The 21,951-nt window shown below is 62.6% G+C and carries 21 protein-coding genes and 1 pseudogene; 14 read left to right on the top strand and 8 right to left on the bottom strand.

Going from position 1 to position 21,951, the window contains the following annotated elements; genetic code table 11:
• Nucleotides 1–88 precede the first annotated feature (88 nt).
• Nucleotides 89–658, bottom strand: coding sequence for a TetR/AcrR family transcriptional regulator (locus BS38_RS0110400; protein WP_028270742.1), 570 nt, complete (start codon nt 656–658; stop codon nt 89–91).
• A 727-nt stretch (nt 659–1,385) separates the two neighbouring features.
• Here BS38_RS0110400 and BS38_RS0110395 point away from each other — a divergent pair.
• From BS38_RS0110395 to BS38_RS27075, 13 genes and pseudogenes are all read left to right on the top strand, one after another.
• The gene (locus BS38_RS0110395; protein WP_028270741.1) at nt 1,386–2,429 is read left to right on the top strand and encodes a LacI family DNA-binding transcriptional regulator; all 1,044 of its coding nucleotides are present in this window, start codon (nt 1,386–1,388) and stop codon (nt 2,427–2,429) included.
• Between the two features lie 161 nt (nt 2,430–2,590).
• Nucleotides 2,591–3,400 (top strand): ABC transporter permease, encoded by an 810-nt coding sequence (locus tag BS38_RS0110390; protein WP_197024931.1) that lies wholly within the window; start codon nt 2,591–2,593, stop codon nt 3,398–3,400.
• A 7-nt stretch (nt 3,401–3,407) separates the two neighbouring features.
• Nucleotides 3,408–4,367, top strand: coding sequence for a carbohydrate ABC transporter permease (locus BS38_RS0110385; RefSeq protein ID WP_081818871.1), 960 nt, complete (start codon nt 3,408–3,410; stop codon nt 4,365–4,367).
• A gap of 76 nt (nt 4,368–4,443) precedes the next feature.
• Nucleotides 4,444–6,051 carry an ABC transporter substrate-binding protein gene (locus tag BS38_RS0110380; RefSeq protein WP_028270738.1) on the top strand — a complete coding sequence of 536 codons (1,608 nt, stop codon included), beginning with the start codon at nt 4,444–4,446 and terminating at the stop codon, nt 6,049–6,051.
• A 113-nt stretch (nt 6,052–6,164) separates the two neighbouring features.
• Nucleotides 6,165–7,673, top strand: a complete 1,509-nt coding sequence (locus tag BS38_RS0110375; protein WP_028270737.1) for a glycoside hydrolase family 32 protein — start codon at nt 6,165–6,167, stop codon at nt 7,671–7,673.
• A gap of 117 nt (nt 7,674–7,790) precedes the next feature.
• On the top strand, nt 7,791–8,726 hold the full coding sequence (locus BS38_RS0110370) for a carbohydrate kinase family protein (RefSeq protein ID WP_028270736.1): 936 nt from the start codon (nt 7,791–7,793) through the stop codon (nt 8,724–8,726).
• A gap of 102 nt (nt 8,727–8,828) precedes the next feature.
• Entirely contained in the window at nt 8,829–9,827 is a 999-nt protein-coding gene (locus tag BS38_RS0110365) for an aldo/keto reductase family protein (protein ID WP_028270735.1), read from the top strand.
• 504 nt (nt 9,828–10,331) lie between these two features.
• Nucleotides 10,332–10,511: pseudogene (locus tag BS38_RS26685) on the top strand (hypothetical protein); the annotation flags it as partial.
• 74 nt (nt 10,512–10,585) lie between these two features.
• A complete protein-coding gene (locus BS38_RS24915) occupies nt 10,586–11,404 on the top strand; it encodes a helix-turn-helix domain-containing protein (protein WP_043438351.1) in 819 nt (272 codons plus the stop codon).
• 215 nt (nt 11,405–11,619) lie between these two features.
• Entirely contained in the window at nt 11,620–12,546 is a 927-nt protein-coding gene (locus tag BS38_RS0110345) for an SDR family NAD(P)-dependent oxidoreductase (protein WP_028270734.1), read from the top strand.
• A 35-nt stretch (nt 12,547–12,581) separates the two neighbouring features.
• Entirely contained in the window at nt 12,582–12,854 is a 273-nt protein-coding gene (locus tag BS38_RS27950; RefSeq protein WP_442853343.1) for an NAD(P)-binding domain-containing protein, read from the top strand.
• Nucleotides 12,737–13,162 carry an NAD-binding protein gene (locus BS38_RS0110340; RefSeq protein ID WP_028270733.1) on the top strand — a complete coding sequence of 142 codons (426 nt, stop codon included), beginning with the start codon at nt 12,737–12,739 and terminating at the stop codon, nt 13,160–13,162. The genes BS38_RS27950 and BS38_RS0110340 overlap by 118 nt, the downstream gene beginning before the upstream one ends.
• Nucleotides 13,163–13,510: 348 nt before the next feature.
• Entirely contained in the window at nt 13,511–13,711 is a 201-nt protein-coding gene (locus BS38_RS27075; RefSeq protein WP_231511206.1) for an IS110 family transposase, read from the top strand.
• On the opposite strand, the gene BS38_RS0110330 is transcribed toward BS38_RS27075, so the two are convergent.
• From BS38_RS0110330 to BS38_RS0110300, 7 genes are all read right to left on the bottom strand, one after another.
• Nucleotides 13,689–14,291: a TetR/AcrR family transcriptional regulator gene (locus tag BS38_RS0110330; protein ID WP_028270732.1), complete on the bottom strand. Its 603-nt coding sequence runs from the start codon at nt 14,289–14,291 to the stop codon at nt 13,689–13,691. The genes BS38_RS27075 and BS38_RS0110330 overlap by 23 nt on opposite strands.
• An 83-nt stretch (nt 14,292–14,374) precedes the next feature.
• Nucleotides 14,375–15,181 (bottom strand): hypothetical protein, encoded by an 807-nt coding sequence (locus BS38_RS0110325; RefSeq protein WP_051628839.1) that lies wholly within the window; start codon nt 15,179–15,181, stop codon nt 14,375–14,377.
• A gap of 28 nt (nt 15,182–15,209) precedes the next feature.
• Nucleotides 15,210–16,076, bottom strand: a complete 867-nt coding sequence (locus tag BS38_RS0110320) for an alpha/beta fold hydrolase (protein WP_028270730.1) — start codon at nt 16,074–16,076, stop codon at nt 15,210–15,212.
• A 48-nt stretch (nt 16,077–16,124) separates the two neighbouring features.
• A complete protein-coding gene (locus tag BS38_RS0110315) occupies nt 16,125–17,123 on the bottom strand; it encodes an NADP-dependent oxidoreductase (RefSeq protein WP_028270729.1) in 999 nt (332 codons plus the stop codon).
• 126 nt (nt 17,124–17,249) lie between these two features.
• Nucleotides 17,250–17,963: an SDR family oxidoreductase gene (locus tag BS38_RS0110310; protein ID WP_028270728.1), complete on the bottom strand. Its 714-nt coding sequence runs from the start codon at nt 17,961–17,963 to the stop codon at nt 17,250–17,252.
• Nucleotides 17,964–18,026: 63 nt separating this feature from the next.
• Nucleotides 18,027–19,103 (bottom strand): alkene reductase, encoded by a 1,077-nt coding sequence (locus tag BS38_RS0110305; protein WP_028270727.1) that lies wholly within the window; start codon nt 19,101–19,103, stop codon nt 18,027–18,029.
• Between the two features lie 245 nt (nt 19,104–19,348).
• Complete coding sequence (locus BS38_RS0110300) at nt 19,349–20,365, bottom strand: LacI family DNA-binding transcriptional regulator (RefSeq protein ID WP_028270726.1); 1,017 nt, start codon at nt 20,363–20,365, stop codon at nt 19,349–19,351.
• 228 nt (nt 20,366–20,593) lie between these two features.
• Here BS38_RS0110300 and BS38_RS0110295 point away from each other — a divergent pair, with 228 nt between their 5' ends.
• Nucleotides 20,594–21,949, top strand: a complete 1,356-nt coding sequence (locus tag BS38_RS0110295; protein ID WP_028270725.1) for an extracellular solute-binding protein — start codon at nt 20,594–20,596, stop codon at nt 21,947–21,949.
• Nucleotides 21,950–21,951: the final 2 nt, after the last annotated feature.

The following is a 21,951-nucleotide window of genomic DNA, read 5'->3' as shown; positions in this document are numbered from 1 at the left end:
ATTTGCAGTAGACCGGTCGTCTAGTGATGGAGCAGAAAGTGTGGTGAAAGGGGAGGAAAAGAGCTTGGCGTCAGGGTGGGGCCTGCGCCTAGGCCAGGATGTCGGAATAGACGGTTTCCAGGAACCCGTCGAGCGGCGTCCGTGAACGGGTCAGTTTGGAGCGTGCGACGGCGCCTTCGAAGCTGGCGATGATGAAGCCGGCGAGCCGCTGCGGATCGCTGCGATTGGCGATCTCCCCTTCAGTTTGTGCTGCAGCGATGGCCGCCGCAAGCTTGTCTGTCCAGAGTTCCAGGGACTGTTCGACTACCGCTGTGACGGCCGCGCTCTGGGATGGCATTTCGTTGGAGAAGTTGCCCAATAGGCAGCCTCGCTGGAAGTTCTCGGCTTCCGCCATTTTGGTGATGTAGGACAGATGTGCCCGGATCCTTCCCAGGGGAGATGCCTGCGCCGTCTCGAGCAGCTCATACTTGATGGTTGCCTCGTAGAGCCGCACAGTTTCAACAGCGAGGGCTTCTTTGCTTTCGAAAAAGTGATAGAAGGAGCCCTTGGGAACTCCGGCCGCTCTGGTGATGTCCAGGACGCCGGTTGCCGAATAGCCGTTTGCGTGGAAGAGATCCAGTGCGGTGCTGGCAATTCGTTCCTTGGTGTCCGTGCTCATCTCTTGTCCTTTGCTCGGGGTGATTACTCGAGAATAGACCGGTCGTCTAGTAAATGCAATACCCCTCCTGAAGATTTGCAAGGATTGGGCCTGGTGAAACAGATGAGGACCGGATGGGCCGGGGGCGGGTCGGATCTACTTCCCGGCATGTTTCCTTTGGGGGCATTGGCCCCGGCGGATTCCTAGGTGTTCTGCCCGGCGTCCTGCGGGTGGACCTTTTGCCCCCGCCCGGTGGGCAAATGAGCCAGATTCCAGTCAGCCGCGAGAATTGGGTGATGCCTGCTCCCGGCTCGCGAGGTCGTGGATGAGTGGCGGAAGGAGTTGCCCTTGTTCCGCTTTGCAGGTTTCGTCCGCGAAGACTGCTGCAGCCGCGGTGGCTTCGTCGATTCATCGAACCTGTTCCGGAAGCTTAGGGGAGTGCGGCACAGGGCCGCCGGGCTAATCCGCGTCGCGTGCTGCGCGGCCCGGGCCCCGCCCGCGGCCCGCCTTTGTCCCCGCGGGCCGTGGGCGGGCACGCAGGGCTGATCTTTGGACCACCTGATGCAGCGCCCGTGCGTGTCTAAAGCCGGGGTCTCCGGCCTGTGCAGAGCAGCGGAATAAGCCTGACTGTCTGCCGGCCCCCTGCCCGCTGTCGCTGCAGGTGTTGACGGCTGATGTGATGGGCGATACAGTTCATCGGGAGTTATACGAATAACTCACAAATTATCTAAGGCCCAGGGAGGTACCCATGGCTGGATCGCGGCCGAAGTCTGGACCGACGATGCATGATGTCGCGGCTGCTGCCGGGGTTTCGCAGGCGACAGTGTCGTTGGTGTTGAATTCGGCTTCCGGGTCGCGCTTCTCCGAGGACACCCGCCGGCGGGTTCGCGAGGCTGTGGATCGGCTGGGGTACCGCACCAACGCACACGCCAAGGTTCTCCGCGACGGGGTGGCCGGCATGATCGGCTTCATTGGCGACACCGTAGCCACCACTCCCTTCGCTGGGGCCATTATCGAAGGGGCGCAGCAGCGGGCCTGGGAAGACGGGCTCCTCCTGCTGGCAGTGAACACTGGCGGCGACAAGGAGCTCGAGGCCGCATCCCTGGATGCCATGCTTTCCTACAAGGTAGCCGGGGTGGTTTACGCCGCCATGTATCACCGGGTGCTGGATGTCCCGGAGGCTCTGGCGGGTGTGAAGTCGGTGGTGCTGAACTCCCAGGACCGGGCGGGGCGATTCCCGAGCGTCGCCCCCGACGAAGTAAAGGGCGGTTACGCAGCAACTCGCCGGCTGCTGGCGGCCGGGCATTCCAAAATCGGGCTGATCAACATCGAGACCTTGGAAAGCGGGCTGCCTGCTGCTGTCGGCCGTTATGAGGGCTACGCCAAGGCCCTTCGGGAGTCGGGCCTGGACGTGGACCCGGATCTGGTGCGCTTCGGTGGGGGCGGCGAGGAAGACGGGTACCGGTACGCGATGGAGCTGCTGACCGGTACCAAGCAGCCAACCGCAATTTTCTGCGCCAACGACCGTGGCGCCTGGGGCGCCTATCAAGCGGTTTCGGATTTAGGTCTGTCCATCCCTCGGGACGTCTCTATTGTGGGTTTCGATAATCAGGCAACGCTGGCACCATTCCTGAGGCCGGGCCTGACCACGTTTGAGCTGCCATTCGTCGCCATGGGCCGGCGCGCGGTGGAACTTATTCTCCAGGACGCGGAACCCGATGGCCGGGTCGAGCTAATGGACTGCCCTCTGATTGAACGTAACTCAGTGACCCATCCTAAGGAGATGCCATGAGCCGCACCATCCCGGCCCGACGCGGGCGTCCGTCCGCGGCATTGTCGCCGCAACGAAAAATTTCTGTTTCGCTTCGTCTGAAGAGGATTTTTCGGGCGTGGCAGTTATACGTATTACTAGCCCCGTCCCTCATCTATATCGCGGTTTTCAAATACTGGCCGATGTACGGCGTGCAGATCGCCTTCAAGAACTACAGCCCCGCTGCCGGGTTCACGGACAGCCCTTGGGTGGGTCTGACGCACTTCGTCCGGTTCGTGAATTCGTACCAGTTCGGCCAGGTTCTCGGAAACACGCTGTGGATTGCGGTACTTGGCCTGCTGGTGGCTTTTCCGATCCCGATCATCCTGGCGTTGCTGGTAAACCAGCTCCAGAGTGAGAGGTTCAAGAAGTTCACCCAGACGGTGCTCTATTCCCCGGCATTCATCTCCACCGTGGTGGTGGTGGGCATCATGTTCGTGGTCCTGTCCCCGAGGTCGGGGCTGCTGAACAACGCCATCCAGTTGGCCGGCGGCGAGCCGATCTTCTTTATGGGTTCCGCGGAGTGGTTCCGTCCCATCTACGTCATCTCCGACGTCTGGCAGAACGCCGGATTCTCCATGATCGTGTATCTGGCTGCCCTGGCGGCCATCGATCCTGCGCTGCACGACGCGGCAAAGGTCGACGGCGCCTCGAAGCTGCAACGCGTCCGGCATATCGACTTACCGGGCATCATGCCGGTGGTAACGATCCTGTTCATCCTTGCCATCGGAAACCTGCTCAACGTCGGATTCGAGAAGGCACTGCTGATGCAGACCCCGCTGAACCTCTCGAGCTCGGAGATCATCCAGACCTACGTCTATCACGCGGGTCTGCAGCAGGCCCAGTTCAGCTATTCGGCCGCCATCGGCCTGTTCAACTCCATCCTCAACCTGGCGCTGCTGCTCTTCTTCAACACGGTGGCGCGCCGGGCCAACCAAGCGACCCTGTGGTGATGCCAAAATGTCCCTGACAACCAACCCCCGTACTACCGGCAGCCCCGCACGGGCCGTCATCCAACACCGCCCCCGGCAGACGCTGAGGGACAAGTATGGAGACCGTGTCTTCAACGTCACCGCCACGGCAGTGCTGCTGCTGTCGATCCTGGCCGTGGTCTACCCTCTTTACTTCATCGTCATCGCCTCGGTCAGCGATCCTAACGCTATCTACGAGGGCAAGGTCTGGCTGTTTCCCTCGGGCGTGACGCTTGAGGGATACCAGCGGATATTCGCGGACAGCCGGATCTGGAACGGCCTGGGCAACACCCTCATCTACACCGTCCTGGGGACCGTCATCAGCGTGACCACGATCCTGTGCGGCGCCTATGCACTGTCCCGCAAGGACATGCCGGGTCGGAAAATCCTGATGCTTCTGTTCGTCATCACCATGTTTTTCGACGGCGGCCTCATCACCAAGTACCTGGTCGTTCGGGACCTGGGCATGCTGAATACCGTCTGGGCCGTGGTCCTTCCCGGTGCGGTCGGGGTCTGGAACCTGATCATCGCCCGCTCCTTCTTTGAACACACCATCCCGAATGAACTCCGTGAAGCGGCCCAGATGGACGGCGCCACGGACTTCAAGTTTTTCTTCAAGATGGTCCTGCCGCTGTCCAAGCCCCTGATCATGCTCATGGTCATGGTTCATGTCGTGGCCCAGTGGAACTCGTTTTTCGACGCCCTGATTTTCCTTAATGATGACTCCAAATACCCGCTGCAGCTTGTGCTGCGCAACATCTTGATCCAATCCGATGTTTCATCCACCGGCACCACCGGGGGAGACATCCAGTCCTATGCGGCAGCGCAAAGGATCGCGGAGCTCACCAAGTACGCCATGATCGTCGTCTCGAGCCTGCCGCTGATGATTGCCCTGCCATTCATGCAGAAGCACTTCACCAAGGGCGCCATGATCGGCGCCGTCAAATAGGGACCCTCCCCTCGCACCACCGGTCCCCGGGCACCTGCCGAGGGCCGGCAAAACACACCTCAGAAAAGGAATGACCATGGCAATCAGCCGAAAATACGCCGTCGTTGGCGCCCTGCTGGCCGGAACGATGACATTCACCGCCTGTTCCGGCGGCCAGTCCGGCTCTCCGGAGGTCAAAGACGCCTCCGCTGACTTCGGATTCCAGGCAACAGGCTTCCCGATCGTCAGCAAACCGCTGACCCTGAAATTCTCGGGAACCAAGACGGCCCTTGCACCGGACTACAACACCATGACCGTGGTGAAGAACTGGGAAAAGGACACCAACATCCATGTCGACTGGCAGAATCTGCCCGAGACCGTGTTCAAGGAAAAGAAGAACCTTATCCTGGCCAGCGGGGACCTTCCGGATGCGTTCTTCAACACGGGCCTGACGGACGCAGAAATCGCCACGTACTCCGCGAGCGGCACCTTGATTCCGCTGGAGAACCTGATTGAGAAAAACGCGCCCAATCTCTCCAAGCTCCTGGCGGCCCGTCCAGACATCAAGGCAGCCATCACCTCCTCGGACGGGCACATCTACTCCCTGCCCTCCATTGAGGAGCTCGGCCTCGTCCAGTTTCCCAACGAAATCGCCATTAACACCGCATGGCTGAAAAAGCTCAACATTCCCATGCCCAAGAACATCGCTGAATTCCACGACGCCCTGCTGGCGTTCAAAACCCAGGACGCATCCGGGACCGGCAAGACTATCCCGCTGAGCTTCATGCCCGGTTCCTGGTGCGGCGACATCGTGGACCTGATCGCCGCCCTCGGCGGAGTCCCGGACAACATGGACCACCGCATCGTCCAGGATGACAAGGTCATCTTCACCCCCACGCAGGACGGCTACAAAAAAGCCATCCAAACACTGCACCAGTGGTACCAGGAAGGCCTGATCGACCCCGAGTCCTTCTCCCAGGACGACAAGGCCTACCTGGCCAAGGGCAAGGCCGCCACGGAAAACCTTGGCTCCTTCGTCTGGTGGGAAGTCCCCGAAATGGTCGGCGCGGACCGCGCCAACAATTACTCCCTGGTCCCGGTCCTCGAAGGCGTGGACGGCAAACGGATCGCCAGCCAGTCCAACAACCAGGAGATCGCCCGCGGAGCCTTCGCCATTACCGGGAACAACAAATACCCGGCTGCGACCATGCGCTGGGCCGACAACCTCTATGACCCCATCCAGTCCGCCCAGGCCAACTGGGGACCGATCGGTGAAACCCTGCAGAAGGACGCCAGCGGGCTGCTGACCCAGATGCCGGCGCCGGCCGGAACCAGCGAAGGCGAGCGCCGACAGAAAGTCGCCCCCGGCGGACCGAAGGCCAACACCGCGGAGAACTTCACAACCGTCGTCGCTCCCGAGCCGCGCGCCGCGGAACGCCAGAAGACGGTCAACGAAAACTACAAGCCCTTCGCCGGCAACGACGGCTACCCCTCGGTGGCACTGTCCACCGAGGAACTCCAGCAGATCACCAGCATCGAGACCGACACCACCTCCCTGGTCAAGCAGAACATCGCCAAGTGGATCGTATCCGGAGGCATCGAGCAGGAATGGGACGGTTACGTCACCCAGCTCAAGAACATCGGAGTCGAGAAAATGATCGAGGTCTACCAGCAGGCCTACGACCGCTACAAGAAGAACTCCTAGCCACCGACACGGCGGGGCAGGCCGGTTCATCACGCGCCGGCCTGCCCTGCCGTCCGGAACCCCGCACCGGGAAATTCCCAAACGCACCAGCACAGAATCGAGATCCGACCCTCATGACTGCCGTGACCGCCACAACGGCCGATACCTTCCGGCCCGCCCTGCACTATGCAGCCCGGAATACCTGGCTCAACGACCCCAACGGCCTGATCCACCATGAGGGCGTCTACCACCTCTATTATCAGAACAACCCGCGGGACAACGTCTGGGGAAACATGTCCTGGGGTCACGCCACCTCAACGGACCTGTTGACCTGGACTGAGCACCCGGTAGCCATCGCCTGCGACGAATTTGAAGACATCTTTTCCGGCAGCATCGTCTTCGACCGGCACAACACCAGCGGCTTTGGCACCGGATCAACGGCTCCGCTGGTCGCCGTCTACACCAGCGCCTACAAGACCCCTTCCGCGCTCCACGGCGTCCAGGCCCAGTCCCTGGCCTACAGCCTGGACGGTGGCTACACCTGGACCAAGCACCCCGGCAATCCCGTACTGAACCGTGGGTCAGCCGACTTCCGCGACCCCAAGGTCATCCGCTACGAATCCGACGCCGGAAGCTACTGGGTCATGGCGGCCGTGGAAGCCCAGGATTTCGAAGTCGTCTTCTACAAATCCCACGACCTCAAGTACTGGGAACTGCTGAGCAGCTTCGGCCCGGCCAACGCCACCGGCGGGGTCTGGGAATGCCCGGACCTCTTCCCGCTGCCTGTCGACGGTGACCCGGAAAACCTCAAGTGGGTCCTGACAGTAAACCTCAATCCCGGCGGCCCCAACGACGGCTCGGCCGGACAGTACTTCGTCGGGGACTTCGACGGGACCACGTTCACCTCAGACACCACAGTCACCGACGGCCTGCAGGACCCGGACCGCCTCGCCGAGTACCAGTGGCTCGACTGGGGCAGGGACTACTACGCCGCCGTTTCATTCAGCGACGTTCCCGACGGCCGAAGGCTCATGATCGGCTGGATGAACAACTGGCAGTACGCCAACGAGATCCCCACCTCACCATGGCGCAGTCCGATGTCCCTGGTCCGTGAAGTGTCTCTGCACAGCGTCGAGGGGAGCTGGCGGCTGGCCCAGCTGGCCGCCGGGGAGCTGGCTCCACGCGCCGGGCAGAGTCCGTCATTCAGCCTCGCGGCAGTCGAAATATCCGAGGGGCAGCGGGTCCTGGACGGCGCGGCCGGCAGCGTCCAACGCATCGAGTTCACCGCTACACCGGGAACGGCCGAGGAATTCGGGCTGATTGTCCGCGGCGAGGGAGCACAGGGAACCCGCATCGGCATTCGTCCCGCGGAAGCGCTCATCGTTGTCGACCGCAGGGAGTCCGGACACACGGACTTCCACGAATCTTTCGCGTCCATCGACGCTGCCCCGATCCGGGCGACAGACGGTGGCTATGAAATCACCGTCTACGTGGACCGCTGCTCCGTCGAGGTTTTCGCCCAGGGAGGCCGGATCACCCTGACCGAGTTGATCTTCCCGGCCGCCACCAGCACCCAGGTCTCGCTCTACGCCAGCGGGGGCACAGCAACTCTCACTAGCCTGAATGTAACCCAATACGCATAACGGTCCCCAGCCTGCCGTGGAAGCGGCAACCGCCGCCGCGGCCTGCGCGGCCGGCAGCATGAACGCGCCACCTCCTTGCCCGAACCCGGCAGCACACCGCCTGAAGAAAGACCTGACATGCACTATCTCGAGTCCGGCGGCCCGTCCCGGCCGCTCCTGGACGTCGTCGTTGTCGGCGAAGCCCTCATCGACGTCGTCACCTCGCCCGAGGGGACCAGCGAGTACCCTGGCGGGTCACCCGCCAACGTTGCCTATGGGCTTGGCCGGCTCGGCATCAACACCGGTCTGCTGACCGCCATCGGCGACGACGAACGCGGCGCCGCCATCGAACGGCACCTGCACAGTGCCGGTGTGACGCTCCTGCCCGGCTCATACTCCTTGGGAAGAACCGCCTCGGCGACCGCGACGATCGCCCCGGACGGGTCCGCCAGCTACGACTTCGACATTACCTGGGCCCTGGAACCGGTCGCCCCCGCCTATGTCCCGAAGGTTCTTCACACCGGTTCGATCGCCACCTTCCTGGCACCGGGCGCGGACGCGGTCAAATCCCTCCTGCAGCAGAGCCGGCATGAGTGCACAATCACCTATGACCCCAACATCAGACCCGCCCTGCTCGGCAGCCACGCCGAGGCCATATCGATCTTCGAAGACCTGGTTCAGCTGACCGACGTCGTCAAACTCAGCGATGAGGACGCCCGTTGGCTCTACCCGAGGAAGGACCTGGATGGCACCGCAGAGCACCTCCTCGGGCTCGGCGCCCAGCTGGCAGTCATCACCCAAGGTTCACAGGGTTCACTCCTGGCCACCGCCGCGACACAGCTGAATATCCCATCAGTGACATCCGGGGTCGCTGACACGATCGGCGCCGGCGACTCATACATGGCAGCCCTGATCCTAGGACTTATCACCCGCGGCACCGACGGTCTAGCCCCCGCCGTCCTGGAGCAGCTGGGACGCACAGCCTCCGTGGCCGCCGCCATCACCGTGCGCCGCCCGGGCGCCAATCCGCCGACCTTGGAGGAACTCAGGAACCATTTGCAGCCGGCTTCCTAGCCTGGGTCACAAGTCCATCCTTCAGACAATTCAAAAATCCGCGGGCGCTGCCTCCGGCCCGGAAGCCGCCGCCAGCGTCTGTCTCCGAAAGGCACTACGAGCATGGAATACCGCAAACTTGGCTCCTCCGGCATGTACATAAGCGAACTGGCTTATGGGAACTGGGTCACCCACGGCGAGCAGATAGAACAAGACGCGGCCACTGCCTGCGTCCGTCAGGCGCTTGACCTTGGCATTACCACCTTCGACACCGCCGACGCCTACGCAGGCAACCGCGCGGAGATGACGCTCGGTGAAGCGTTGGCCGATGTGCGGCGCGAAAGCGTCGAGATCTTCACCAAGGTGTATTTCCCCACCGGCGACGGCCGGAATGACCGCGGGCTGTCCCGCAAGCACATCATGGAATCCATCAACGGCTCCCTGAAGCGGCTGCAAACCGACTACGTGGACCTCTACCAGGCCCACCGCTACGACTACGAGACACCGCTGGAAGAGACAATGCAGGCCTTCGCCGACATCGTCCGGGCCGGAAAGGCTCTTTACATCGGCGTCTCCGAATGGACGGTGGACGAAATCCGCGCCAGCGCCGCCCTCGCCCGGGACCTTGGCATTCACCTCATCTCCAACCAGCCCCAGTACTCCCTTCTCTGGCGGGTCATCGAAAAAGAAGTCGTGCCCGCCTGCGAGGAACTGGGTCTGGGACAGATCTGCTGGTCACCCATGGCCCAAGGCGTGCTGACCGGAAAATACGTTCCCGGCCAGGCAGCCCCCGCAGCATCGCGCTTCACAGGAGAGGACGGCAAACTTAAGTCAGACAATCGCTACCTGACCGAGGACATTCTCACCCGCGTCCAGCAGCTCAAACCGCTCGCCGCGGACGCCGGCCTGTCAATGCCGGCACTGGCCGTCGCCTGGGTACTGCAGAACCCAAACGTATCGGCGGCCATCGTCGGCGCCTCCCGCCCTGACCAGCTCATAGACACCGCCACCGCAGCGGGAGTGAAACTTGACCCGGCCCTCCTGGCGCAGGTCGATGACATCATGGATCCCGTCGTTGAACGGGATCCCGCCAAAGTGGAATCCTTCACAACTCGTCCGTGAAACGAAACAAGTCCCCATCGTCGAGGATGTGGCAGACGGTCGTGATGGACACATTCTGCTGCATCTGCACGTTTGCGACGCGTCTTAGCTTCATTTTCATAACGACTTCGCGTGTATGGGCAGGCGCCCTTGATGATGGCGATCCCCGGGGGTTTCGCCAGGTCTGGGTGCACAGAGACTCCCGTTTGGAGCCCAGCATGGCGATGACTGGGACCGGACAGGGATATGCCAGAGCCTGCAGCGGACGGCAGCGTGCCCGATTCCCTGGAGATGGCGCATAAGGGGGTTGAGGCCCGCACGGTCCAAGCCACGCCGTCGTTGACGGACTGGGCGACATGACCAGTTCCGGCTGTCACGAACTTCTCTACTTTTCCGTCGCCTTCCTGTGGACACCCGGGGGGGGTGGTCCGGATTTGGTCGCGTCCAGCATGCCGTCCAGCGAGCTCTGGCTTCCTTCGGTCGTCGAAGACGAATTCGGGGTGATCTGACTGGGCTGGTCGCCCTAACGAGCACTACCGCCGTCGACGTGAGGCCGGCGACTGGCACGCGGCCGCCCAACGGAATCGCCTTAACCGCTTCCTGGGCCAGCTCTACCACTGCCTCCAGCCCCGGATGCACTTCGACGAGGCCGGAGCCTTCGTGCATAAGATAGCCGGCTCCACTGGATCGGTGCCGGCCAGCTAGAAGGGAATGGACAGTTCCCTGATGTGAATTCGGCGGCTCCGCGTTTGATGAGCGCCCGGGCGTAGATTAGGTCCGTGGCTAAAAACAGCGCTTTCGGAGAGTACCTGCAGGCGCGCCGAAAGCTTGTCCGGCCGGAAGACGTCGAACTGCGCAGCTACGGGCGGCGCCGGGTTCCTGGTCTTCGGCGTGAAGAGGTTGCCGGCATCGCGGGCATCAGCGTGGATTACTATGTGCGCCTGGAGCAGGGGAAAGACCACCACCCATCCCCGCAAATACTCGACGCTCTCGCACGCGCCCTGCGCCTGGACCCGCCCTCAACCATCCATCTGCACCGGCTCGCGCGACCGGTCCTGCAGGTCGCGGCCAGTCCCGCGCCGGCCGGGGTGGCGGAAGGCTTGTCGTATTTGCTGGTCACGTTGGCCCATGTTCCTGCCTTTGTTCAGGACCGCTTCATGAACGTCCTCGCTGCCAATCCGCTGGCCGTTGCCCTGTCCCCGAGAAACGAACCGGGCACGAACGTGCTGCGGGCAGCATTCTTGGATCCCGCCGAACGGGAGCTCTACAAGGACTGGGAACACGTCATGGAAGACGCGACCGCGGGACTCCGCGCAGCTGTGGGGGAGCGCATCAACGACCCGCAACTCGAGGCGCTGGTCGTCGAGCTATCAGAGCGCAGCGCCTACTTCCTCCAGCTTTGGGGGCGCCACGATGTCCGCCCCAAGGTGGCGGGCAAGCGTCTGCTGCATCACCCGGTGGTGGGCGAACTCGAGCTCTTCCACGAAAAACTGGCTGTCACCGGAACGGACGGTCACCTCTTGGTCATTCACCACGCCGAGCCCGGCAGTGCCTCCGAACGGGCGCTGGAGCGCCTGGCCCGGACACTCCCGGCCTGACCTGAACCCTCCACTAACGGCGGCTCTGAATCACCCCCCGATGGTAGCCCCGGCATTCATATGAATCACAGGGTTCTGGCTGCCTGATTCCGGCGGCAGCACACTGAATCTCGGAGCTTCCCAAGACCCCCTCCGTCCTTCAGTTTTGCAGCCGAAGGACTCCGGGCGGCTCCTATGAAAAACGCTTCCCGACCTGCCGAAAGAAGACCAACCTCATGGCAAGAATCACCACCGGTTTCGGATTCAGCTCCACCACCTCCGATGTCACCGAGGGCATCGACTTCACCGGAAAGCGCGTCATCGTCACTGGCGGCGCTTCCGGCATCGGAATCGAAACAGCCCGCGCGTTCGCCAACATCGGTGCCGAGGTCACCTTGGCGGTGCGCAACGTCGAGGCCGCAACGCCAATAGCGCAGGAATTGCGCGAGTCAACAGGTAACAACAGCATCTTCCTGGGCAGGATGGACCTCGCCGACCTGTCCACCATCACCGAATTCGCCGACGAGTGGACCGGCCCGCTGCACGTGCTGGTCAACAACGCCGGCATCATGGCACTGCCCGAACTCGAGCGAACCCCGGAGGGCTGGGAAATGCAGTTCGCCACGAACCATCTGGGCCACTTTGCCCTCGCCCAGGCCCTGCACGGAGCCCTCGCCGAGGCAGGGAACGCCCGTATCGTGTCCCTAAGCTCCAGCGGACACCTGTTCTCCCCGGTCATGTTCGATGACCCGCACTTCAACTTCGTCGCCTATGACGCCTTTGTCGCCTACGGGCAGTCCAAGACCGCGTCAACCCTGTTCGCAGTAGGCGTGACCGCCCGCTGGGCCAAGGACGGCATCACCTCCAACGCCGTCATGCCCGGGGCCATCGCCACCAAACTCCAGCGCCATACCGGAGGGCTGCGGACCCCCGTCGAACGCCAGAAGACCCCCCAGCAGGGTGCGGCGACCACCTTGTATGTGGCGACTTCCCCGGAGCTGGAGGGTATCGGCGGACGCTACTTTGAGGACGTCAACGAGGCCCGCATCGTGGACCGCCGCGGCCCCGACTACACCGGAGTGGCACCCTATGCGCTCGATCCGGCCAACGCCGAGCGGCTCTGGGACCTCTCGACCGAACTCCTTGCCCGGGAGACGGTGTGAAAACCATCAAATCCTCCACGCTGAAAGACAATGACATGACCGGCAGCACCGCCACACCCGAGGCAACACCAACCACATTAGCGATCACCCCGGGCGCTGCCTCGGAGCTGAGTGTCGGCTGGGTCGGCCTCGGAGACCAAGGTGCCCCCATGGCACGGGCCATCGCCGAGGCAGGCTTCGAACTGAACGTATGGGCCAGGCGCTGGCGACGGTCCAGCCCGTCTTGGAGGCGTTCTCCAAGAAGGTCTCCCACATGGGCGCCGCCGGGTCGGGGCAGACCGGAAAACTCATCAACAACGCCCTGCTGATGATGAACCAGAAGAACGTCCAGGACATCCTCGCCTTGGCAAGCAAACTGGACCTTGACCTCGGAGCCCTGACGGACCTGCTGCTCTCCGGAACCGGCCGCAGCTTCGCCCTCGAGGCACTTACCGGTGCCGTTACCACCACCAACGCCGACCACCTCAACGTCCTGCAGATCATCGACATGGACCTCTTCGCCGAGGCCATGACAAGCCTCGGCCAGGACATCGCCGCCATCGACGACTACGCACGGGCCGGCGCCAGCGGCCTGCCCTTCGCCGCCCACTTGATCGCCAGGGTGCCTCACCCCTAGCCGAAGAGCGCAACGAACGAGGAAAACGTGGGTGCCTCAACGACCACCAAAAATCCAAGCCAGCTCATTCGACTTGACGTCTAAAGACCGTGAGATGTCTTTTCTGAGGGAAGAACTGAGACCGGCCCCACGGGTCCGGCCTCAGCCCTTAGAACGGTCATCGCCTCGCTCGGGCTGTTAAAGCTCCTCGGACGATTTCCGTCGTGACGACTCCGGAGGATTGGCCGGCCGCCGCCCCGCGATGACCCGACCGCTGATTGGGAGACGCGACGTGATCGCCGGATAAGGACACTACGGCGCGGTTATCTGCCGGGCTCCAACCCATCCGACAGGCTGGGGGCTGTTTTGGTGCACCTATGGCCCGGTATTGACGCCGGCAACGCCCATCATCACTGCGTCGTGATCGACGCCTACGGAAACCGTGTGCCCTCACAAAGAATCCCCAACGATGAGGCAGCCCTGCTCGAGCTCATCGCGAACGTCCTGAAACTGGGTGACGGAGAGGAGGCCCAGTTTGCCGGCCGCGTCAGCGGGGTATCAGCAGGCTGATTTGTGTCCTGATGTCCTGTACCAGTGCTTCAATTTCCAATCCAGCGTTCACACTTGCGGCCATGCTGACAAACATGATCGCCGAGATGATGCGCGCCGTCGTCGCGGCGTCACCCACGCCGCCCAGTTCGTCCCGGTCCAGTATGGCGGCAATGGCCTCCTCGGTTTGCCCAACGATGGATAGTGCTGCGCTGTGGTGTGGCTCCGTAGGGTCGCCGAAGACCATTTCCCGCAGGTAGAAGCGTCCGTTGTCGATCTGGGTTCGGTTGCACTCCACGATCGGCCGCACGACGGCCATCACCGCACCCAGGGCATCCCGGATGGTTTCAGCATCCGCCCGGCCCCGCTGGAGAGCTTCGGCGTAGTTGGCGTTCTGAACGAGGAGGAGGAGTTCTCCCTTGGTTTTGGCGTAGAGAAAAAGGGTTCCGGTGCCGATGTCGGCTTTGTCGGCGATCTGCTGGGTGGTGACGTCCTCGACCCCGTATTCGGCGAACAGCTCCGTGGCTGCGGCCGTGATGCGGTCCAGCTTCTCCTGCTTGTTCCGCTCGCGCCGTCCGGGCGGCTGGGATGTGACAGGCATGTGGGTTCCTCTGGACGTAAACTGACTGGACTCAATAATGAGTATATCGAAGCTGCGGAGACCGGGCCCTCCGGTCGGCGCCCCTACTCTTTGTAGTGGGGGAGGATCCGGCCACTCTTGACGTACGTCAGTGCTGCTTCAACGTCATAGGCATGGATGGCAGAGACCACTGGCTTCAGTTGATGCGAGAGGTTGCGGACGGTAGGGCTGCTAAGGAATGCGGCGCGGGCTGCCGGTTCGGCGAATCCCAGGATGATTGATGCGTGGAAGCGTTGGTCCGCCGGGTTGTCGTGGGCGACGCGGGGTGTGTCCCACATCTTTTTAATCCATGGCATGAATGACTGGGTGCGCAGTTCCTTTAGCATCCCAGTATCAGCCAGGGCAGGAACAAGTTCCTTTTTCACGGCCCGCCGGAATTCACCTGGGCGGACACCGGGGCGGCGGCGGAGGTAGATGACCGTGCGAGCCCCGACAGTCTCTGCCGGGGACGCGACGTCATACCAGCGTGAAGTGTTCGGCGGGCCGGCGTAGAGAAGGGTGCGGCGGAATACGTTGACTTCGTCCTTGTAGGCCAGGGCGGTTTGCTTGCGCCCCTTGAGCGGCGAAAGCGCGGATTGGAAAGTGACTTCCGCGATGCCGTCGATCTTCCGCTCTGCAGGGATGGCGGTCTCCACGCCTGTGGTTGCGGGCCATAGGCCGGGGTTGTGTTCGGCGAGGTGGATCTGCCGGTACTCCTCCAGCCCTGGTGTGGCGGCGATGATGCCCGAGTGCGGGCCCTTCCAGTAGTCCATGCCGGTTTGGCGCGCCTGCTCGGTGCGCACCCAGAGCAGGACGGAGGACGTGAAGTGCTTTGTCACCTGCGGTTGGGCTGTTGCCGGTGGGGTGCCCATGGGTGCCTTCCTATCGCGAGCGTTGTGGTCAGGGGGCGAGGAATTCGACGACGGCGGGTGCGAACGTGGCGTGGTACTGGAAGATACCACCGTGGCCGGAGTCGGGGTAGATGATCAATTCGGATCCCTTGATGCGGTGATGCAGGTCCTCAGAGAGCACGGAAGGCACCATGCGGTCGTTGTCGCCATTGGCGATCAGTGCGGGCTGAGTGAGGATGGACAGGTCCGACGGGGCCGAACGGCCGAACTTCTGGATTGCCTTCAGCTGCGTCTGAAATGCCCGGGTGCTGATTGGCTTGTCACGGTTCTCGGTTCGTTCCTGCAGGCGTTTGATGAAGGCTTTCGCGGCGGGTTTGCCGGTGGCGTTCCGGTTGAAGAACAGGAATTCCTTGGGGTCGGACCGGGTCAGGGTTGCCCGGAGGATGTCCCGGTAGGTGGTGCCGACGACCTTGTCGATGTCCTTACCTCCGCGCGGACCGGTTCCGGTCAGCACGAGCTTGCGGACAAGATCGGGATGTTTGATGACCAGGTCCTGGGCGACCATGCCGCCCAGGGAGAAGGAGAAGACATCAATCGTGTCGAACCCGAGGGCCTGGATGAAGGTGTAGGCGTCGTCGGCCATTGCTTCGATACTGTCGGGAACTTGTCCAGTGGAAGCGCCGACGCCGGGCTGGTCGAAGGTGATGACGTGGCGGTTCCTGGCAATGGGGTCGATGATACGGGGGTCCCAGTTATCGAGGGTGGCTGCCAGGTGCACGAAGAACACGACGGGGATCCCGCCCTTCGGCCCAAGCTCGCGATAGGCGTAGCTGACGCCTCCGGCGGTAATGGTGCTGGCAGGTGCCTTCGCGTACGAGGTGACGACTGGCTCGTTTGGGGCGTCGATGTTGTCCATGACGGTTGTTCTCCTGTGTTCTCTGCGTGAAGAGCGGGTATCGGCGGGTCAGCCGGTGACGGTGAGCACTGCTTTGCCCCGGAAGCCCCCTGCGGCCAGGGATTGCAGTGCCTCTGGAGCCTGGCCGAAGGTGAAGACCTTCCCTACGACGGGGCGTAGCACGCCGGCGTCAACCAGGGCGCTGATTTGACGTAGTTGGTCGCCGCTGGCCCTCATGAAGAGAAACTCGTAGCTGACGCCGAGCTTCCTGGCTTGCTTCCTGATCTTGCTGCTGAGCCCTGTGATCACAAGGCGTAGCAGGGGGTTGAGGCCTGCTGTGCGGGCGAAGGCCGGATCGGGCGGGCCGGCGATTCCAATCGCCTTCCCACCGGGCTTGAGGATGCGCAGTGATTTCTGCAGGTTTTGCCCTCCGAGGCTGTCGAGCACCAGATCGTATCCGCCCAGGAGTTGCTCGAAGTCCTGGGTGCGGTAGTCGATGACGACGTCGGCGCCGAGGTCCCGTACGAACCCGGCGTTGGAGCTGCTGGCGGTGGTTGCGACGGTCGCGCCGAGATGCTTGGCGAGCTGGATGGCGATGGAACCGACTCCGCCTGCGCCGGCATGAATGAGAACTTTCTGCCCTGGACGCACGTTGCCCTGCTCGACGAGGGCCTGCCATGCGGTAAGGGCTACCAGTGGCAGCGATCCGGCCTCCTCCATGGTGGCCGATTCGGGCTTGAGCGCAAGGTCTTCCTCCGCAATGGCAACGCGTTCAGCGAACGTGCCGATGCGGTCCTGGTTCGGACGGGCATAGACCTCATCCCCGGGCTTGAACCCCTTCACCTTTTCCCCGACGCTCAGCACGGTGCCGGCTACGTCGTTGCCGAGGACCAACTGGAGCTTGTAGGGAAGGATCTGCTTGAACTCGCCCAGGCGGATCTTCTCGTCCAGCTGGTTCAGGCCGGCAGCGTGCACCTGCACCAGCGCGTCCCGCTCGCCGACGGTCGGTTCAGCAACCTCGGCTTCGCGCAGCGGTTCCTTGTACTTGGTGATAACGAATGCCCGCATGCCGCGATGCTCCTTCTAATTAAAGTGACTTTAGTCAATTATGACTATACTCAGTTAATTGGTAAGCGTCAATGAAAAGTGCCGTGATGATGGGTTGACCCCATCACCACGGCACGGCAGCTGTTGCTAAGACTTGCTGGGCGCAAGTTGGGGGTAGAGCGCCTCGATGGGGGCGCTGAGTCCGGCCTTGAGCTGCACGGACGTCTCGTCGGCGAGAACTTCGTACTCGCCGGCTTCGAGGGCATCAAATACCGTGGTGACCAGATCGGCCGGGTCCATCTTGGGGTCGGTGGCATGCGCCGCCATCGCCGTGTCGACGTAGCCGACATGGACTCCCACCACGTGTACTCCTTCGGCGGCGAGCTCCAGGCGCAGCGAGTTCGTGGCCGACCAGAGGGCCGCTTTGGTGGCACTGTAAATGCCGCCGACGGCGTACCAGCTCATTGCGGAGTGGATGTCGATGATTGCGGATGTGTCCTTGGCTGACAGGATCGGCGCGAACGCGCGGGCGAGGAAGAGCGGGCCGAGGAAGTTTGTCTCGACGCTGGTCCGGATTTCCGCGTCGGTGTGGGAAAGGATGCCGGGGGTTGCAACGGATGCTCCAGCGTTGTTGATCAACACTGTGACGTCGCCCGCAGCCTCGACGGCGGCCCGTATTGAGGCCGGGTCTGTGATATCGAGGGTCAGTGGGACGATGCGTTCGTCCTCCCAGGTGCGGGGGGTGCGGGCGGTGGCGTAAACCTTGCTGGCGCCGCGTGCGAGGGCTGTGTGGACGAAGTGGGTTCCGATGCCGCCGTTTGCGCCGGTGACGAGGACGACTGCTCCATTGAGTGAGTGCATTTCACGAACTTTCTTGTGCTGATTTCCATCCACGCCGGTCGGCCCGGGTGGTGTGGTGCGGGATTAGGCGTGGGCAAGGGCCGGGTAGTCGGTGTATCCGGTTGCCCCGCCGCCGTAGAGGGTGTTGGGATCCAGCTCGTTGAGCGGGGCGTTTGCGCGCAGGCGCTCAACGATGTCGGGATTGGCCAGTGCGAAACGGCCCAGTGGGGCCACGTCCGCAAGGCCGGCCGCGACGTCGTCGGCTATCTGCTCGCGGTTGCGTCCGTAGCGGACGACGAGCACCGCCGTCGGCCAAATGTTCCTGAGGGATCGGAGCAGTTCGTCGTCGCCTACATGGTGAAGGTGCAGGTATGCCAGGTTCAGGGTCGCGAGCTCGGCTACCAGGTGCCGGTACTGGGCGTGCACCCTCTCGGTGTCGCCCTCGTTGATGCCACCCAGTGGCATGGCGGGGGAGAGGCGGATACCCACCCTGTCTGCGCCGATTTCATCGGCCAGGGCCTGGGCGAGTTCGATCACGAACCTCGACCGGTTTTCTATTGATCCGCCGTACGCGTCGGTGCGGTGGTTTGCGTTGGGGGAGAGGAACTGGTGCAGGAGATAACCGTTCGCTCCATGGATTTCAACTCCGTCGGCGCCGGCTGCGATGGCCGATGCCGCCGCGTGGCGGAAGTCAGCCACGGTGTTCTGGATATCCTCCGTGCTGAGCTCTCGTGGTGTCGGCGTTTTCTGGGGTCCGGTCGGCGTGAGAATATCCTGGTCTGCGGAGATCGCCGAGGGCGCCACGGGCTGACGGTGATGAGGAGTGTTGTCCGGGTGGGACATGCGGCCCGCGTGCATGAGTTGGATGAACACCGCCCCGCCGCGGGCGTGAACTGCTTCGGTGACGCTTCGCCAGCCCTCGACATGCTCGGGTGTGTAGATCCCCGGTGTGTTGGCATAGCCCTGTCCGTCTGCCGACGGCTGGGTGCCCTCGGTGATGATCAATCCCAAGGAGGCGCGCTGCCCGTAGTACTCGGCCGCTAAGTCGCCCGGCGCGCCATCAGGGCTGGAGCGGTTTCTCGTCATGGGTGCCAGCGCCAGCCGATGGGATAGGTCAAGGCGGCCAAGAGTAAGTGGTTGCCACAGGGCGGAAAGGGTCACGGGATAGTCCTTTGCGTTCGATGTATCAGAGCATCACCGCCGTCCAGCCGTAGTTCGGCCGCCGTGGACGCTAAGACCTGCTAATGCGTCCGCACGTTGGTGACTACACTCATAACTGAGTGTGCTCAGGATATATTCCCATGAGAATCAGAAGGGCAAGAAGCGATCGGTTAGAGGCTTGGTTCTGTCCTTTTTGTATGTCGTGGGTCCAAAGAATCTGCGGGAAAGCTACCTGGGCTCCAGGGTCAGCAGCCGCAAGACTTGCGAACGATGAGATCGGTGGTGAGGAGCTCGATCCCGCCTCCCGGATCTTCCGGTGACAGGGCGGCTGCAAGAACCCTCTCTGCGATCCGATCGATGGGCTGCCGCACTGTGGTCAGCTGGGGCCAGCTGAATTCCGATTCAGATGTTCCATCGAACGAAACAATGGCAATATCCTCCGGTATGGACAGGTTGGCTTCGTGAATGGCGCGAAGAGCGCCCACCGCCAGTAGGTCGGAGCTGGCGAAGATCGCTGTCGGCGGCTTTGGCAACGCCAGCAGCCGGCGGGTCGCTTCGTACCCGCCCTGACGCGTGAAGTCGGTGAGCTCGGCCGGCCCCTCAGGCAGGCCCGCCTCGTTGAGGGCCTTCTTCCAGCCATTGTGTCGCGGGTCTGCGCGTGAAGGGTCAATGTCCCTACCCACCAATATGCCGATATCCCGATGCCCGTGTCCGATCAGGTGCTGGACGCCCAGGGCGGCGCCCTGTTCAAAGTCTGTACTGATGATCGGTATGCCGTGCACGATGCTGGACTGGTCGATGAGCACACGGCGAATGCCTTGGACCTGCATGGCGGCGACTTCACTGGGTGGCAGAACTGTCGCGAGGATGATCGCGTCAACCTGCCGGGATACGAGATTGACTGTGTTTTGCCGCTCGGTCTCCGCGTCGGTGCGGGAGTTCGCGGTCAGGAGGGCATAACCGCGGGTGGCCGCCGCCTGCGCGATAGTGTCCGTCAGCTCGGCGAAGTACGGGTTGGTGCTGTCCGGGACGATGATCCCCAGAAGCCGGGCGGAGCCCATGGTCAGGGCGCGGGCAGTTGCGTTCGGCTGGTACTGAAGCACCTTGATGGCCTCCCGCACGCGCTCTGCTGTTGCCTTCGCCACCGGTTTGGGGCCGCCGTTGATCACATAACTGACGACGGCGGTACTGACGCCCGCGTAGCGGGCGACGTCAGTTCGCGTGACTTTCCCGGAACCCGCCTGTGTCTGCACACTTGCCATCGAGAACACCTTTCACCTCATTGTTGAACTCAGTCTACCCGGGTGGACTTCCTTAAATGCACATACTTGCTCTAATTTTCGGCACCTAGGTCACCTCTTGCACGATTGAGTCTACCCGCGTAGACTCGCATTGTGCCGCTGAGAAGTGACCCTCCTCACGCCCCCGCCTGACGATATCCAGGCATCGAAACGCTTCCATAAGTTCCACATTTCCAAGAGGAATCAATGATGATGACCATTCCAAAGTCCCGTCGCACGGCGGGGATCATTGCGGCCGCAGCTGCCGTTTCCGTAGCAGCCCTGTCACTGACCGGCTGCGGCGGACCGGACACCGGCAACGCCGGCCCATCCGTCGAAGCGGGATCCGGCGAAGGCACCATAAACGTCTGGGCCGTTGATGGTCAGGCAGCCGAGAATGACGCGTTGAAGAAGATCATCTCCAACTTCGAAACGTCCCAGAACAAGATCAAAGTGAACCTCAAACTCTTCCCCTCGGACCAGTACACCAAAGCAGTCAACTCGGCAGCCCCCGGCGACCTGCCGGATGTACTCGACTTCGACGGCCCTACACTGGCCAGCTTCGTCTATAACGGCAAGATGGCACCCCTGAAGGGCTCCGTCTCCGGGGAAACGCTGTCCAACCAGACGGACTCCATCAAGGCGCAGAACACTGTGGACGGCGCCGTGTATGGCGTGGGCATGATGAACGCGGGTCTGGCCCTGTGGGGCAACAAGAAACTCCTGGATTCTGCAGGTGTCACGTATCCGACCACTCCGGAAGAAGCCTGGACGGCTGAGGAGTTCACCGGGGTCCTGGATAAGCTCGCGGCCGTCGTCCCCGGGGGAAAACCGCTGGACCTGTCCGAACAGTATGGCTTCGCTGGAGAGTGGGGAACGTGCTGTTCTGCCGGGCCGGTCATCTGGTCCGGTGGTGGCACGATGCTCAAGGACAACAAGGCCGTCGGAGCTTTGGACTCCGACGCCAACGTCAAATCGCTGACGACGCTCGCGTCCTGGAAGAAGTACACCGATCCGAACGCTGACGGCCTGGCATTCCCGAACGGGCGGGTTGCGCTGAGCTGGGTGGGGCATTGGACCTACCCGACCTACAAAGCCCTTGGCAGCGATTTGGTGTCCATTCCCTTGCCCAACTTCGGGAAAGGAACCAAAACCGCCTCCGGTACCTTCGCATGGGGCATGGGCGCCACCAGCAAGAACGGCACCGCCTCCGGGAAGTTCCTTGACTTCCTGATGTCCGACGAAAGCGTACGCATCTACACCGACGCAAACGGGGCCCCGCCGGCGACCAAAACGGCACTGTCAGCTTCAAGCCTTTACGGCCCCGGCAAGCAGTTGCAGCTGCTTGGCGACCAGCTGAGCAAGGCGTGCGGACCCGAAGAACAGATCACCGAGACGTGTGTCAGCGTCACACGGCCCGTGACCGCCGGTTACCCCATCGTGACGGATCAGGTCGGCAAAGCAGAGGCCGCCATCTACTCAGGCAAGGACGCCAAGGAAGCCCTGAGTGCCGCAGCCCGCGCCATCGACCAGAACTTCGCCGACAACGACGGATACAGGAAATAGAC

Origin of the sequence: Arthrobacter sp. UNC362MFTsu5.1, from assembly GCF_000685965.1 — a bacterium.
In the GTDB taxonomy this organism is placed as follows: Bacteria; Actinomycetota; Actinomycetes; order Actinomycetales; family Micrococcaceae; genus Arthrobacter.
Note: the sequence above shows the minus strand (reverse complement) of the source record. Positions and strands in the feature narration are given on the sequence as shown.